General features: G+C 69.1%; 13 protein-coding genes. 4 read left to right on the top strand and 9 right to left on the bottom strand.

The annotated features are described in order from the left end of the window. The first annotated feature begins 25 nt into the window (after positions 1-25). On the top strand, positions 26-925 hold the full coding sequence (locus tag ACQEVU_RS01470) for a hypothetical protein (RefSeq protein WP_433319311.1): 900 nt from the start codon (positions 26-28) through the stop codon (positions 923-925). A gap of 152 nt (positions 926-1,077) precedes the next feature. Then, a complete protein-coding gene (locus ACQEVU_RS01465; RefSeq protein ID WP_433319308.1) occupies positions 1,078-1,998 on the top strand; it encodes a phytanoyl-CoA dioxygenase family protein in 921 nt (306 codons plus the stop codon). 62 nt (positions 1,999-2,060) lie between these two features. Here the strand turns inward: ACQEVU_RS01465 and ACQEVU_RS01460 are convergent, their stop codons facing one another. From ACQEVU_RS01460 to ACQEVU_RS01420, 9 genes are all read right to left on the bottom strand, one after another. Beyond that, on the bottom strand, positions 2,061-2,339 hold the full coding sequence (locus ACQEVU_RS01460) for a GlsB/YeaQ/YmgE family stress response membrane protein (RefSeq protein WP_433319305.1): 279 nt from the start codon (positions 2,337-2,339) through the stop codon (positions 2,061-2,063). A 69-nt stretch (positions 2,340-2,408) separates the two neighbouring features. Beyond that, positions 2,409-2,888 (bottom strand): NUDIX domain-containing protein, encoded by a 480-nt coding sequence (locus ACQEVU_RS01455; RefSeq protein ID WP_433319302.1) that lies wholly within the window; start codon positions 2,886-2,888, stop codon positions 2,409-2,411. Further along, positions 2,885-4,762: a translation elongation factor 4 gene (gene lepA / locus ACQEVU_RS01450; protein WP_433319299.1), complete on the bottom strand. Its 1,878-nt coding sequence runs from the start codon at positions 4,760-4,762 to the stop codon at positions 2,885-2,887. The genes ACQEVU_RS01455 and lepA overlap by 4 nt, the downstream gene beginning before the upstream one ends. 179 nt (positions 4,763-4,941) lie before the next feature. Then, on the bottom strand, positions 4,942-5,196 hold the full coding sequence (locus ACQEVU_RS01445; protein ID WP_433319296.1) for a hypothetical protein: 255 nt from the start codon (positions 5,194-5,196) through the stop codon (positions 4,942-4,944). A gap of 502 nt (positions 5,197-5,698) precedes the next feature. Further along, complete coding sequence (locus ACQEVU_RS01440) at positions 5,699-6,253, bottom strand: YbjN domain-containing protein (protein ID WP_433319294.1); 555 nt, start codon at positions 6,251-6,253, stop codon at positions 5,699-5,701. Between the two features lie 169 nt (positions 6,254-6,422). After that, positions 6,423-7,046 carry a hypothetical protein gene (locus tag ACQEVU_RS01435; protein ID WP_433319291.1) on the bottom strand — a complete coding sequence of 208 codons (624 nt, stop codon included), beginning with the start codon at positions 7,044-7,046 and terminating at the stop codon, positions 6,423-6,425. Then, positions 7,034-7,435, bottom strand: coding sequence for an acyl-CoA thioesterase (locus ACQEVU_RS01430; protein WP_433319288.1), 402 nt, complete (start codon positions 7,433-7,435; stop codon positions 7,034-7,036). The genes ACQEVU_RS01435 and ACQEVU_RS01430 overlap by 13 nt, the downstream gene beginning before the upstream one ends. A gap of 20 nt (positions 7,436-7,455) precedes the next feature. Further along, entirely contained in the window at positions 7,456-9,135 is a 1,680-nt protein-coding gene (ettA, locus tag ACQEVU_RS01425; RefSeq protein WP_433319286.1) for an energy-dependent translational throttle protein EttA, read from the bottom strand. A 92-nt stretch (positions 9,136-9,227) separates the two neighbouring features. After that, positions 9,228-9,812, bottom strand: a complete 585-nt coding sequence (locus ACQEVU_RS01420) for a hypothetical protein (protein WP_433319283.1) — start codon at positions 9,810-9,812, stop codon at positions 9,228-9,230. Between the two features lie 111 nt (positions 9,813-9,923). Between ACQEVU_RS01420 and ACQEVU_RS01415 the strand changes: the two genes are divergently transcribed. Together ACQEVU_RS01415 and otsB are read left to right on the top strand one after the other, a co-directional pair. Continuing rightward, complete coding sequence (locus ACQEVU_RS01415) at positions 9,924-11,324, top strand: alpha,alpha-trehalose-phosphate synthase (UDP-forming) (RefSeq protein WP_433319280.1); 1,401 nt, start codon at positions 9,924-9,926, stop codon at positions 11,322-11,324. Between the two features lie 63 nt (positions 11,325-11,387). After that, entirely contained in the window at positions 11,388-13,943 is a 2,556-nt protein-coding gene (gene otsB / locus ACQEVU_RS01410) for a trehalose-phosphatase (protein ID WP_433319277.1), read from the top strand. Positions 13,944-13,950 lie beyond the last annotated feature (7 nt).

The raw sequence follows: 13,950 nt of genomic DNA, 5'->3' as shown, positions 1-13,950 counted from the left end.
GTCGACCTGACGACGGGAGGTGACAATGCGGGCTCGACGACTGGTGACGGTGGCGGCGCTTTCGGCCATCGCGATCGCCGTGTGCGCTTACGTCGTCATCCACCAGATCGGCGACAACATCCCGCTGCGCATCCCCGTCGGCGGCAAGGCCTGCGTCGTCAACGCCGGCAACGCCTCGGTCACCGCGACCGGCGACGGCTCGGGTGAGGTCGAGCTCGACGCCGAGCAGGTCGCCAACGCCGCGACCATCACGGCGGTCGGGCTGACCCGCAAGGTGCCGCAGCGCGGGCTGGTCGTCGCGCTGGCCACCGCGTGGCAGGAGTCGAAGCTGGAGAACCTGACCGGCGGCGACCGCGACTCGATCGGGCTGTTCCAGCAGCGGCCCAGCCAGGGCTGGGGCACGCCGGAGCAGATCGCCGACCCGCGCTACGCGGCCAACGCGTTCTTCACCGCCCTGCTCAAGGTCAAGGGCTGGGAGAAGATGCGGGTCACCGACGCCGCGCAGGAGGTCCAGCGCAGCGCTCACCCGGAGGCCTACGAGAAGTGGGTCGACGAGTCCGAGATCATGGTGCGCGCGCTCAGCGGCGACGTGACGGGCGCGGTCGCGTGCACCGTCAGCGAGGCCTCCAGCCACGGCGCGGAGGCGGCCAAGTCGCTCGGCGCGAGCCTCAAGCTCGACTGGGGCAGCATCAGCACCGCCGATGCGTCGAACCTGGTCGGGGTCGCGCTGAAGGTCCGCGAGTCGAAGGCCGGTTGGCAGTACGCCCACTGGCTCGTCGCCCACGCCCAGGAGCACGGCGTGAAGCGGGTCGTCTACGCCGACATGCAGTGGACCGCCTCCAGCGGAGCGTGGGCGCACGTGACGGAGCGTGGCGGCATCGACGCCGGTCCCGCCGGGGAGCGCGTCGTCGCCGAGGTCTACTAGAAGTCTGACGTTCGCCGCGACCAGCCGGTTGTCGTGCGTTCGGACATTGTCAGGTGGCCAACTCCCGAGTCGGCGTCCCATACACCTCGCGTTACGATCGGGCGTTCGCTCGGACGAAATGTAAAGCGGTTGGATCAAGTAAAGGGGAGGACATGACGTCCTTTACACCCGACTACGGCGGCCTCACGGGCTACGAGCCGATCAGCGAGGCCGACCGGAAGGAGTTCCTGGACAACGGCTTCCTGCTGGTCCGCAACGTCCTCAACGAGGACCACCGTGCGGCCCTCGAGGCGGCGATGGACCGGGTCTACGCCGAGGAGCAGGCGGCCGGGTCGTCGAGCATGAAGAAGGACGGCACGCTGCACCTGCTGGGCTTCCTCAACCGGGACGAGCTCTTCGGGCAGTTGCTGACCCAGCCGACCATCTTCCCCTACATGTGGGGCCTGGCTGGATGGAACATCTACACGCACCACAACCACCTGGACGTCACCCCGCCGACGTCCGAGGAGGAGCCGCCCTCGTGGGGCTGGCACCAGGACGGCTACCGGCAGAACTCCGACCCGGAGACGATGGACCCCAACGTCCCGCGGCCGATGTTCTCGCTGAAGGTCGCCTACGTCATCTCCGACCTGTCGGAGACCGGCCGCGGCGCCACCAAGGTGATCCCCGGCAGCCACCTGCGCAACTCGCTGCCCCGTCCGGCCGACACCACGGTGTGGAACCCGGACCCGGAGGGCACCGTCGAGATCACCGCAAACCCCGGTGACTGCTTCATCTTCGACCGCCGCCTCTGGCACTCGCGGTCGCCGAATTACTCCGGCATCACGCGCAAGATGCTGTTCGTCGGCTACACGTACCGGTGGATCCGCATCCTCGACGACATGCCGATCGACTTCGACGGCGAGTGGTGGGCCAACCGCACGCCCGTGCAGCGCCAGCTGCTCGGCGAGGCGTCGCACACGGCCAACTACTGGGGCATCAACTGGAACGGCTACATCGACGAGGAGATTCCGCTCCGCAAGGAGCTGAAGACCCGCGGCCAGCTGGACCGTGCGATTCCCTGGCTTCGCTGAACATCCAAAACGCGCACGGCACCCGATTCTTCGATCGGGTGCCGTGCGCGTTTTAGCGGGCTTTACAGAGCGCGACGTCCGCGGCCGTGGAAACCGGCAACCAGGGCCACACCGACGGCGGCGAGCACGACCTGGACCAGCAGCTCGCCCCAGTCCACGCCGGGGGTGTCGGTCGAGATGCCGATCGCGTGCGCCACCACCGTGCCCAGCAGCGCGGCGATCACGCCGACGACCATCGTGAGCAGGATGGACATGTTCTGGCGGCCGGGGACGACCAGCCGTCCGAGCGCGCCGACGATAAGACCGACGATCAGCGCGGTAATGATTCCGGTGACAGTCACTGGTCTCCTCCTTGTACAAGTACAACCGGGGGGCTTGCATTTGCGGTTGCACTTGTATTGCCCGTCGGCTCAGGAGACCAAACGCATCCGGCCCAGCACCCGGTCCATGTTGGGAAATGCCATCTCCGGCGGGTCGTCCAGCGCGAGCCAGGCGTATTCGCTGCCCTCGGACGGATCGAGGGCGATCTCGCCGCCGGTGATCGTGGCGAACCAGAAGCATTCCAGGACGGGCAGGAGCTCGCCCTGGAAGTCGTACTCGCCGATGTACATGCCGGCGGACTCCCCCAGCTCGACGGTGACGCCGAGCTCCTCCCGCGCCTCGCGCACGGCGGCGTCCGCCGGGTGCTCGAAGCCGTCGCAGAAGCCCCCGGGCAGGTCCCACCAGCCCGCGCGGGGCTCCCGGGTGCGCCTGATGGCCAGGAAGCGCCCGTCGCGCACGATGATGACCGTCGCCGTCGGCCGGGGGTTGAGGAACGCCTCGTAGCCGCAGGCGGCGCACCTGGCCGGCAGGTCGCCGGTCGGGCCGCCGCAGCGCGGGCAGTACCTCATTTCTTCTTGTTGTCGGCCACGGGCGTGTCGGAGGTCGACAGGGCGGCGATGAAGGCCTCCTGCGGTACCTCGACCCGGCCGACCATCTTCATGCGCTTCTTGCCTTCCTTCTGCTTCTCCAGCAGCTTGCGCTTGCGGCTGATGTCACCGCCGTAGCACTTGGCGAGCACGTCCTTGCGCATGGCGCGGATCGTCTCGCGGGCGATGATCCGGCTGCCGATGGCGGCCTGGATCGGCACCTCGAACTGCTGGCGCGGGATCAGCTTCTGCAGCTTGCCGGCGATCGTGACGCCGTAGTTGTACGCCTTGTCCTTGTGCACGATCGCGCTGAAGGCGTCGACCGGCTCGCCGTGCAGCAGGATGTCGACCTTGACCAGGTCGGCCTGCTGCTCGCCGGACGGCTCGTAGTCGAGGCTCGCGTACCCCTTGGTGCGGCTCTTGAGCTGGTCGAAGAAGTCGAAGATGATCTCGCCGAGGGGCAGCGTGTAGCGCAGCTCCACGCGGTCGGCGGACAGGTAGTCCATGCCCAGCAGCGAGCCGCGCCGGCCCTGGCACAGCTCCATGACCGCGCCGACGTAGTCGTTCGGGGTCAGCACCGTGGCGCGGACGGTCGGCTCGAAGATCTGGCCGGTCTTGCCGTCCGGGAACTCGCTGGGGTTGGTGACCTGGTGCTCGCTGTCGTCGTCCATGATCACGCGGTACACCACGTTGGGCGCCGTCGAGATCAGGTCCAGGTTGAACTCGCGCTCCAGCCGCTCCTGGATGATCTCCAGGTGCAGCAGGCCGAGGAAGCCGCAGCGGAACCCGAAGCCCAGCGCCGCGCTCGTCTCCGGCTCGTACACCAGCGCGGCGTCGTTGAGCTTGAGCTTGTCGAGGGCGTCGCGCAGCAACGGGTAGTCGGAGCCGTCGATCGGGTACAGCCCGGAGTACACCATCGGCTTGGGGTCCTTGTAGCCCCCCAGCGCCTCGCTCGCGGGCCGCGCGTTGATGGTGACGGTGTCACCCACCCGCGACTGGCGCACGTCCTTCACGCCCGTGATGAGGTACCCCACCTCGCCGGCGCCCAGCGCGGCGGCCTTGATCGGCTCGGGCGAGATGACGCCGATCTCCAGCAGCTCGTGCACGGCCCCGGTCGACATCATCTTGATCCGGTCGCGCGCCTCGATCCGCCCGTCGACGACCCGCACGTACGTGACCACGCCCCGGTACACGTCGTACACCGAGTCGAAGATCATCGCCCGCGCCGCGCCCCCGGCCTCGCCGGTCGGCGCGGGCAGCTGCCGCACGATCTCGTCCAGCAGGTGCGCGACGCCGACCCCGGTCTTGCCGGAGACCCGCAGGCAGTCGTCCGGCTCACACCCGATGAGGTGCGCGAGCTCCTCGGCGTACTTCTCGGGCTGCGCCGCCGGCAGGTCGATCTTGTTGAGCACCGGGATGATCTGCATGTCGTTCTCGAGCGCGAGATACAGGTTGGCCAGCGTCTGCGCCTCGATCCCCTGCGCGGCGTCCACCAGCAGGACCGCCCCCTCGCACGCCGCCAGGCTGCGCGACACCTCATACGTGAAGTCGACGTGCCCCGGCGTGTCGATCATGTTGAGGACGAACTCCTCGCCGGCCAGCCCGCCTTCGCGAACCTTCCACGGCATGCGCACGGCCTGGCTCTTGATCGTGATGCCGCGCTCGCGCTCGATGTCCATGCGGTCGAGGTACTGCGCCCGCATCTGCCGCGCCTCGACCACCTCGGTGAGCTGCAGCATCCGGTCGGCCAGCGTAGATTTGCCGTGGTCGATGTGGGCGATGATGCAGAAGTTGCGAATCCGGTCCGGCACGGTGGCTCCGGGTCGGTTCGCGCCGGGGTCGATCGTCGGTGGCACAGGCGTCCTTCTCCATCGGGCAGGGGATCTCGTACATCGTCCCACGCCCGCCGCGAGTCCCGCTCATGGCAGTGCTCATAGCTCGCTTCGCTCGCGGTGGGGGAGCTTCGCTGCACCCACACCCCCGCAAGACCCGCAGCGTGGCCCTCAAGCCGTACGTCCAGATGCCACGATTCAGGTCAAACGTCCGGTTCGCGCCTCGGGTCGTCCAGATCTTGGATCGTCTCCGCCGTGAGCGCCTGGAGGATCCATACGCCGAGCCGCTCCTGGTCGGTGCAGTAGAGGATCTCGTCGCGGACGTCGACGGGCACGGCGACACCGCGGGCGTAGAGGACCGTGAGCACCGACTTGGCCTTCCCGCGCGCCTCGCCCACCTCGAAGAACCTACGAGCGAAGTCGCTGGTGTACTCAAGCCGCCGGATCGGGGGCACCATCAGGTCCTCCCGGCCCTTCCGCGGCATCTCGCGCCTGGTGTGGAGTGCATGCCGCGGAGCCTATTGAGCCACCCCCACGATCCGCCAAACTTGTGTCACTGATTGTGAGCCAAGTTCAATGACATTTCGCCCGGCGACGCATAAATCCGACAAGTCGCGGCACGGAGTGCCCGACTTGTCGGAAAGCGCATGATGAACGCGAACCGTACGCAGCGCCGTCAACGTCCGAGCCGGGACCGCATGCCGCGCAGAAAGCGGCGAGTTGCCCGGTAACGCCCCTCGAAGGCGACCACAGAGAGGGCGGCGAGAGGCGGCGAAGAGCCCATCGAGAGCGTTATATCCAACGATGGGTATCGGGTCGAGCGCCGAACCCGGTACGGGGGCCGGCGAGACGGCGCGACTCCCCCTGGGGATCGGCATCACGCGGAGGTTGCCGATCCCCGGGGTACTCGCATGACGACACCTTGATCGCCGGCCCCAGAAGGGCGCCGGCGCGGTGGGGCTAGAGCAGGCCGCCCTCGTCGTGGAGCCAGTCCACGAAGCCCAGGGCGACAACGGCGGCGCAGTCGACGAGCTCGGCGACGAGCGCGTCGTGCACGCCCGACAACAGCGGGACCTGCATCTCGGCGTAGATCGGCAGCTGGCCCCGGTCCGTGGGGTCGCCGACATAGGCCTTGTAGAAGCGGCGCGTGTGGTTCCATTCGTTGACCACCCGGTAGGAGCGGTCGGACCAGTCCGGCGGGACGGTCGCGTGCGGCCGCGCCCGGATGACCAGGATCTCGTCCGACGGGCCCTCCAGCGCGAACAGCACGGCGTGGCGCTCCCACAGCGCCAGCAGGCTGCCGTCCCCGTCGGTCAGGTATCGGATCTCAAGCTTCTCGAGGGCCTCGGCCACCCGTAGCAGTGTCACCGGCGCTATCCCGCCGGCCGCGTCCTCCTGCTGCGCTTCGCACGCTCCGTCGAGCGTCGGGGTCGCATCTTCCCGCGGCAGCTGAGCGACGATCGAGTCGGCCTTCGACCCGTTCGACTGCTCGGCACGCCATGGCCACCTTGGCATCGTCCCGGCTCCCTGCTCCCCCGTGCGCCTCCACCCGCATGTGCGGTCCGTTGCCGATCGAACTCGCTCGGCGGTGGACCCGAAAGAGGACGGTACCCGTTCGGTCGAGTTTCAGCAGCCCCCAATTTCACCCTCTCCCCACCCGTTCGGGTGAGGGTCTTACAGCCGTCTATCCGATGAGCGCTGAACCAGCGCCGCGCTGCCAGGCAGAGCCATATGCGCAGGCCAGGGCCGTCCACGGGCCCGAAATCCGGACATCGACGAAGTCTCCGGCCGAGCCCTCGGTGAAGCCCATCCGGATGACCGCCTGGACGAGACGCTGGGAGACTGGTACACGCGTATCACCCTCGGTGGTCACCGTGATCGGCACGTGATCGAGGAGGGCGTCGCGCAGCATCCGGGAGCCGACCGGGCGGCCGCCGATGCCCTCGGCGGCGGCGGTGCGCACCGTGCGGGCCGCGGCCTCGCCGACCCGCTGGACGTCGCCGGCCGGGATGCGCTCGACGACCGTCCCGGGGACGGCGGGCAGCGACCAGTGCCAATCGTTGTCCCGCGATGCGGGAAGCTCTCCATCGACCGACGTGAGCAGGTCACGCGCGCCGAAGGTCCGGTCGCAGGGGACGGTGGCCGGCAGGGCGCGGCTTACGAGTACACCCCAGGGAAGCCGGGACCACAGGACGGCCGCGCCCTCCCCCGCGGGCCGCAACCGGGCGACCGCGCCGGGGTCCAGGCGCACCACCCGGGACAGGAACGCGACGGCGTCGGCGCGGCCGGAACCGGCTAGCCAAGCCATGGTGAGAGAAACTCGCGCTCGATGTCGCGGACCCGGCGGGGCCGGCCGGCGTCGAGGTCGTACGGCACGCACACGGTCCGCGCCCGGGACGCGAGGTCGTCGCCGTCGAAGAGCTCATAGGCAACGCTCAATCGAGATGCCTTGATCTCCTCGATCCACAGTTCGATCCGCACCGGGTCGCCGTAGTCGACCGGCCGGAGGTAGTCGATCTCATGACGTGAGATCACGATCCCGTTCTCGAACGACTCCAGGCCGGCCGCCCGGGCGGCGGTGAACATCAGCGCAACGCGCGCCTCCTCGTAGAGCGTGAGGAAGCGCGCGTTGTTGACGTGCCCGTACGCGTCCAGGTCGGACCAGCGCAGGGCGCAGTGGTAGACGAAGCGGGCCAACTGACGACCAATCGATGCTGTCAGTCGCGAGTGAGCTTGCGGTAGGTGACGCTGTGCGGGCGCGCCGCGTCGGGGCCGAGCCGGTCGACCTTGTTCTTCTCGTACGACTCGAAGTTGCCCTCGAACCAGAACCACTTGGACGGGTTCTCGTCGTCGCCCTCCCACGCCAGGATGTGGGTGGCCACGCGGTCCAGGAACATCCGGTCGTGGGAGATGACCACGGCGCAGCCGGGGAACTCCAGCAGCGCGTTCTCCAGCGAGGACAGCGTCTCGACGTCGAGGTCGTTGGTCGGCTCGTCGAGCAGGATCACGTTGCCGCCGATCTTCAGCGTCAGCGCGAGGTTGAGCCGGTTGCGCTCGCCGCCGGAGAGCACCTTGGTCGGCTTCTGCTGGTCGGGGCCCTTGAAGCCGAACGCGGCCACGTAGGCCCGCGAGGGCATCTCGACCTTGCCGACCATCAGGTGGTCCAGGCCGTCGGAGACGACCTCCCACACCGTCTTGTCGCCGTCCAGGCCGGAGCGGTTCTGGTCGACGTACGACAGCTGCACCGTGTCGCCGACCCGCACCGTCCCGTCGTCCGGCTTCTCCAGCCCGACGATGGTCTTGAACAGCGTCGTCTTGCCCACGCCGTTAGGGCCGATGATGCCGACGATGCCGTTGCGCGGCAGCGTGAAGGACAGGTCGTCGATGAGCAGGCCGCGCTCCTCGAAGCCCTTGCGCAGGTGGGCGGCCTCGATGACCACGTTGCCCAGGCGCGGGCCCGGCGGGATCTGGATCTCCTCGAAGTCCAGCTTGCGGGTCTTCTCGGCCTCGTTGGCCATCTCCTCGTAGCGGCCGAGGCGGGCCTTCGACTTGGTCTGGCGGGCCTTGGCGTTGGAGCGCACCCACTCGAGCTCCTCGCTGAGGCGCTTCTGCAGCTTCGCGTCCTTGCGCCCCTGTACCGCCAGGCGCTGGGCCTTCTTCTCCAGATAGGTGGAGTAGTTGCCCTGGTAGCCGTGGACCTGGCCGCGGTCGACCTCGGCGATCCACTCGGCGACGTGGTCGAGGAAGTAGCGGTCGTGGGTGACGGCGAGCACGGCGCCGGCGTACTTCTGCAGGTGCTGCTCCAGCCACTGCACACTCTCGGCGTCGAGGTGGTTGGTGGGCTCGTCGAGCAGCAGCAGGTCGGGCGCCTCGAGCAGCAGCTTGCACAGCGCGACGCGGCGGCGCTCACCACCGGAGAGCTGGGAGACCTCGGCGTCCGGCGGCGGGCAGCGCAGCGCGTCCATCGCCAGCTGCAGCTTGGAGTCGATGTCCCACGCGTCGGCGTGGTCGAGCTCCTCCTGCAGCCGGCCCATCTCCTCCATGAGCGCGTCGGTGTAGTCGGTCGCCATCAGCTCGGCGACCTCGTTGAACCGGGCGAGCTTGGTCTTGGTGTCGGCGACGGCCTCCTCGATGTTGCCCAGGACCGTCTTGCTCTCGTTGAGCGGGGGCTCCTGCTGCAGCATGCCGACGGTGTAGCCGGGCATGAGCCGGGCCTCGCCGTTGCTGGGCTTGTCCAGCCCCGCCATGATCTTGAGCAGGCTCGATTTGCCGGCGCCGTTCGGGCCGACCACACCGATCTTCGCGCCGGGCAGGAACGACAGCGTGACGTTGTCGAGCACGACCTTGTCGCCGTGCGCCTTGCGCGCCTTCTCGAGCACGTAGATGTACTGCGCCACGGTGCGCCCCTACCTCCGGTCAACGTTTCATGTGTGCTGCTTGTGGGGTCAATCTTTCCAGGCGCGAGGCCCGCTCCCAAATCGGCCCCAACCTACGCCGGCGGATTCGCCTGCGTGGCGGTGTCGGTGAAGTTCTGTCCGCCCGAGACCTTCAGGCCGCCCGGCGTCACGGTGTACGTCGTGCCCTCGTTCATGACGCTCCAGGTCCGGTTGCCCTTGGCGGTCACGCCGGGGCGCAGCAGCCCGTTCACGCCCTCGGTCGGGACCTCGCCGTCGTCGTAGAACGCCTCGCGCTTGTCGTGGCCCTGGTACCACAGGCCGGAGCCGTCGGCCTCCTGGCAGATCCACACCTCGTGGTCGTGGGCGGTGCGGATGTACTGCACCAGCATCAGCGGCACCGCCGCCTTGGCGTCCTGGGCCTTCGCCGCCTGGCTGATGAAGCCCGGGCAGGGCGTCGGCGGGATGCTCGGCGCGCGCCGCGTGGCGGCGGCGGAGGTCACAGCCGAGGGCGCCGCCGACGGACCGTCACCGGATGCTGACTTATTCTCATCGATGTCACGCCGGCCCAGCACGTAGCCGAAGAGCGCCCCAATGACCGCGAGGATGAGCAGAGAGAGCAGGACGACGGTGAAGGTACGGCTCGACTCCTGCTCGGGTCCGGCCTCGAAACGCGACATGCAAAGCAGGATCGCATCTGTGAGCCAGCACTCCGCATGCTGCCGGGGTGCCAGCGGGATCAGTAGGCTGAAAGTACGAGGGTGGATCACCCAGGGGGAGGAACCGAACACGTGGCTGGAAACAGTGCATTCGTGGTGGTCGCCAACCGGCTGCCCGTCGACAAGGTGGTCGGCCCGGACGGAGAGGTCAGCTACCGCAGGAGCCCCGGCGGGCTGGTGACCGCGCTCGAGCCAGTGCTCCAGCAGTACAACGGGACGTGGGTCGGCTGGCCCGGCGGCGCCGGCGAGGCCGACGCCCCCGAGGAACGCTTCGAGGCCGGCGGCGTGCACCTGCACACGGTGCCGCTCTCGGCGGGCGAGATCGAGCGCTACTACGAGGGCTTCTCCAACTCCAGCCTGTGGCCGCTCTACCACGACGCCGTGGAGACGCCCATCTTCAAGCGCCGGTGGTGGGAGTCGTATCGGCTGGTCAACGAGCGCTTCGCGAAGGCCGTCGCGGACGACGCGGCGCCCGGCGCCACGGTGTGGGTGCAGGACTATCAGCTGCAACTGGTGCCGGCGCTGCTGCGCGAGACGCGACCCGATCTCAAGATCGGGTTTTTTCTGCACATCCCCTTCCCCCCGGTCGAGCTGTTCATGCAGCTACCCCGGCGCGCCGACATTCTCAAGGGTTTGCTCGGTGCCGATCTGGTCGGTTTCCAGCGGCCACTCGGCGCGCAGAACTTCGTCCAACTGGCCCGACATCTGCTCGGCACCCGCGTGCGGCGCGGGATCGTCGAGTGGGAGGGGCGCACCGTGCGCGCCGAGGCCTTCCCCATCTCCATCGACGTCGAGGAGATGCGCCGGCTCGCCGGCTCGCCGGAAGTGCAGGCCAGGGCGGCCGCCATCCGCACCGAGCTGGGTGAGCCGCGCTCGATCATCCTCGGCGTCGACCGGCTCGACTACACCAAGGGCATTGAGAGAAGGCTGAAGGCATTTCGAGAACTGCTGTCGGAAGGACGACTCACGGCGCCCGAGACGGTGATGGTACAAGTGGCTACGCCGAGCCGGGAACGAGTGGAGCATTACCAGACGCTGCGGGTGAACGTTGAGCGCGAGGTCGGGCGGATCAATGGCGAGTACGGACGAGTTGGCCAACCGGCCGTGCACTATCTCCATCAGTCGTACAGTCGGGCTGAGCTGGCCGCCCTGTATGTTGCGGCCGACGTCATGATGGTGACTCCGTTGAGGGATGGCATGAACCTGGTGGCCAAGGAGTACGTCGGCGCCCGCGTCGACGGCGGAGGCGCCATTGTGCTGTCAGAATTCGCCGGCGCGGCGGCCGAGCTGCGCCAGGCGTTCCTGTGCAATCCACACGACCTCGACGGGGTGAAAGACGCACTCATGCGTGCTATCCACGTCGACCCGGTCGAGGGGCGCAAACGTATGCATGCTATGCATTCGCATTTGCGCGCGCACGATGTCCGCGCCTGGGCGGACGCGTTCCTCGACGCCCTCGGCGCGGCATCATGACCAACCGCCCACGCAAGGCCATCGGACACCCTGAACGCATCAACTCCCACGAACAGGCCGGACATGAACCAGACCTCGGCGACAGGCAACGTCCTCTCGCTCGACCCGGACCTCCGCGCGGCGGTGCTACGCGTCGCCCGCGTGCCCAACCTCTTGGTGGCGTGTGACTACGACGGCACCCTCGCGCCGATCGTCGCGGACCCCACCAAGGCAACCCCGACCGCGGAATCCGTAGCCGCTGTTCGCGCGCTGTCGTCGCTGCCGCAGACGACGGTCGGCGTGATCAGCGGGCGGGCTCTTCGCGACCTGGCCGCCCTTTCCCGCCTCCCAGCCGAGGTACGCCTGGTCGGCAGCCACGGATCCGAGTTCGACGTCGGCTTCGTCGACGAGCTTCCGTTCGAGCGCCAGCAGCGCCGCACCGAGCTGCAGGCCGCGCTCAACGCCATTTGCAACAACCAGCCGGGTGTACGCCTGGAAGGCAAGCCGGCCAGCATCGCCGTACACACCCGGGCCGCGCCGCGGGACGTGGCCCAGCGGGTCTTCGACGCGGTGCGCAGCGGCGCGGCGCTGTGGCCCGACATCGAGGTGACCACCGGCAAGGAGGTCATCGAGCTGTCGGTGGTGCCGACCGACAAGGGCCTGGCCGTCGACGCGCTGCGCATGCAGGTGTCGGCCAGCGCCGTGGTGTACCTGGGCGACGACGCGACCGACGAGAAGGCGTTCGCCCACCTGCACGGCCCGGACCTGGGCATCAAGGTCGGCGCCGGCGACGAGACGCAGGCCCGCTTCAACATCGCCGGCAACGCCGAGGCCATCGCGGTGCTGGAGCTGCTGCTGTACACCCGCCGCCGCTGGCTCTTCGGCGAGCAGGCGGTGCCGATCGAGCGGCACTCGATGCTCTCCAACACCCACACCGTCGCCCTGCTCACCCCGGCCGCCCGGGTGACCTGGCTGTGCCACCCGAAGCCGGACTCCGGCGCGGTCTTCGCCGACCTGCTCGGCGACACCGCCGCGGGGCACTTCACGGTGCAGCCGGAGAAGGGCGGCACCCCGCTCGGGCAGCGGTACCGCCCGGGCACGATGACGGTCGAGACGCGCTGGTCGGGCCTCACGGTCACCGACTGGCTCGACCACCACCGCACCGGCAACGCCCTCATCCGGGTCCTGTCGGGCAGCTCGCGGGCCCGCATCGACTTCGTGCCCCGCCCGGACTTCGGCCAGGTGCACATCCGCCTGCAGCCGCTGGGCGACGACGGCCTGCTGGTGCTGGGCAGCAACGAGCCGATCGCGCTGTACTCCCCCGGCATCGAGTGGGAGATCAGCTCCGACGGCCACAGCGACCTCGCCCGCGCCACCGTCGACCTGGGCGCGATGGGCGGCAGCGCGATGCTGGAGCTCCGCCTCGGTACGGACTCCATCGAGGCGCCCCGGGTGCCTCTGGCGGAGCGGCAGATCGCCGCGGAGTCGGCCTGGCGCGACTGGTCGGACGGGCTCAAGCTCCCGTCGGTCGCCAAGGACCTCGTGCGCCGCAGCGCGCTCACCCTGCGCGGCCTGTGGCACAAGCCGACCGGCGCGATCCTCGCCGCGGCCACCTCCTCGATGCCCGAGGAGATCGGCGGTTCCCGGAACTGGGATTACCGGTACTGCTGGCTGCGCGACGCCTCGCTGACCGCGAAGGCGCTGGTCGACCTCGGCTCGACCGAGGAGGCGGAGTCGCTGGTGCGCTGGACGCTGCGCGTCGCCGACAACACCGACGGCCACCCGGAGCGGCTCCACCCGCTGTACACCCTGGACGGCACCGAGCTCGGCCCCGAGGCCGTGATCGAGGCGCTGCCCGGCTACGCCGGCTCCCGCCCGGTCCGCATCGGCAACGCCGCCAACGGCCAGGTGCAGCTCGACGTGTTCGGCCCGGTCGCCGACCTGCTGTGCGCCCTGGCCGACGTGCGCCCGCCGGAGGAGGGCGACTTCGCGCTCATGAACGCGATGGTCGAGGCCGTCGAGCGCCGCTGGCACGAGCCGGACCACGGCATCTGGGAGGCCCGCCGCCGCCCTCGCCACTACGTGTACTCCAAGGTCATGTGCTGGATGACGGTCGACCGCGGCATCCAGCTCTTCGAGCGCCAGGGCCGCCCGGTCCCCGAGGTCTGGCACACCCTGCGCACGACCATCGCCGACAACGTCCTCGACAAGGGCTGGAACGCCAAGATCGGCGCCTACACGGTCGCCTACGGCTACGAGGAGATGGACGCCTCGGTCCTGTGGATCGGCCTCTCGGGCCTCCTGCAGGACGACGACCCGCGCTTCCTGGCCACCGTCCTGGCGGTGGAGGCCGACCTGCGCGAGGGCCCGACGGTGTACCGCTACCGTTGGGACGACGGCCTCCCGGGCGTCGAGGGCGGCTTCCACCTGTGCACCACGTGGATGATCGAGGCGTACCTGCGCACCGGCCGCCGCGCGGACGCGGAGGAGCTGTTCGCGCAGTTCATCGAGTGCGCCGGTCCGACGGGGCTGATCCCGGAGGAGTACGACCCGATGACGGAGCGGGCGCTGGGCAACCACCCGCAGGCGTACTCGCACCTGGGCCTGATCCGGTGCGCTCTGGAGCTCGACCGCTCCTGACGCTCGT

Origin of the sequence: Dactylosporangium sp. CA-139066 (assembly GCF_050936175.1) — a bacterium.
GTDB lineage: Bacteria > Actinomycetota > Actinomycetes > Mycobacteriales > Micromonosporaceae > Dactylosporangium.
The sequence above is the reverse complement of the archived record's forward strand: the minus strand, read 5'-3'. Positions and strand labels throughout refer to the sequence as shown.

Excerpts from the sequence above, each read along its gene's own strand:
- ACQEVU_RS01440 (WP_433319294.1), bottom strand. The coding sequence starts at position 6,253 with ATGCCAAGGTGGCCATGGCGTGCCGAGCAGTCGAACGGGTCGAAGGCC.
- ACQEVU_RS01455 (WP_433319302.1), bottom strand. The coding sequence starts at position 2,888 with ATGAGGTACTGCCCGCGCTGCGGCGGCCCGACCGGCGACCTGCCGGCC.
- ACQEVU_RS01420 (WP_433319283.1), bottom strand. The coding sequence starts at position 9,812 with ATGTCGCGTTTCGAGGCCGGACCCGAGCAGGAGTCGAGCCGTACCTTC.
- ACQEVU_RS01445 (WP_433319296.1), bottom strand. The coding sequence starts at position 5,196 with ATGGTGCCCCCGATCCGGCGGCTTGAGTACACCAGCGACTTCGCTCGT.
- ACQEVU_RS01465 (WP_433319308.1), top strand. The coding sequence starts at position 1,078 with ATGACGTCCTTTACACCCGACTACGGCGGCCTCACGGGCTACGAGCCG.
- ACQEVU_RS01470 (WP_433319311.1), top strand. The coding sequence starts at position 26 with ATGCGGGCTCGACGACTGGTGACGGTGGCGGCGCTTTCGGCCATCGCG.
- ACQEVU_RS01435 (WP_433319291.1), bottom strand. The coding sequence starts at position 7,046 with ATGGCTTGGCTAGCCGGTTCCGGCCGCGCCGACGCCGTCGCGTTCCTG.
- otsB (WP_433319277.1), top strand. The coding sequence starts at position 11,388 with ATGAACCAGACCTCGGCGACAGGCAACGTCCTCTCGCTCGACCCGGAC.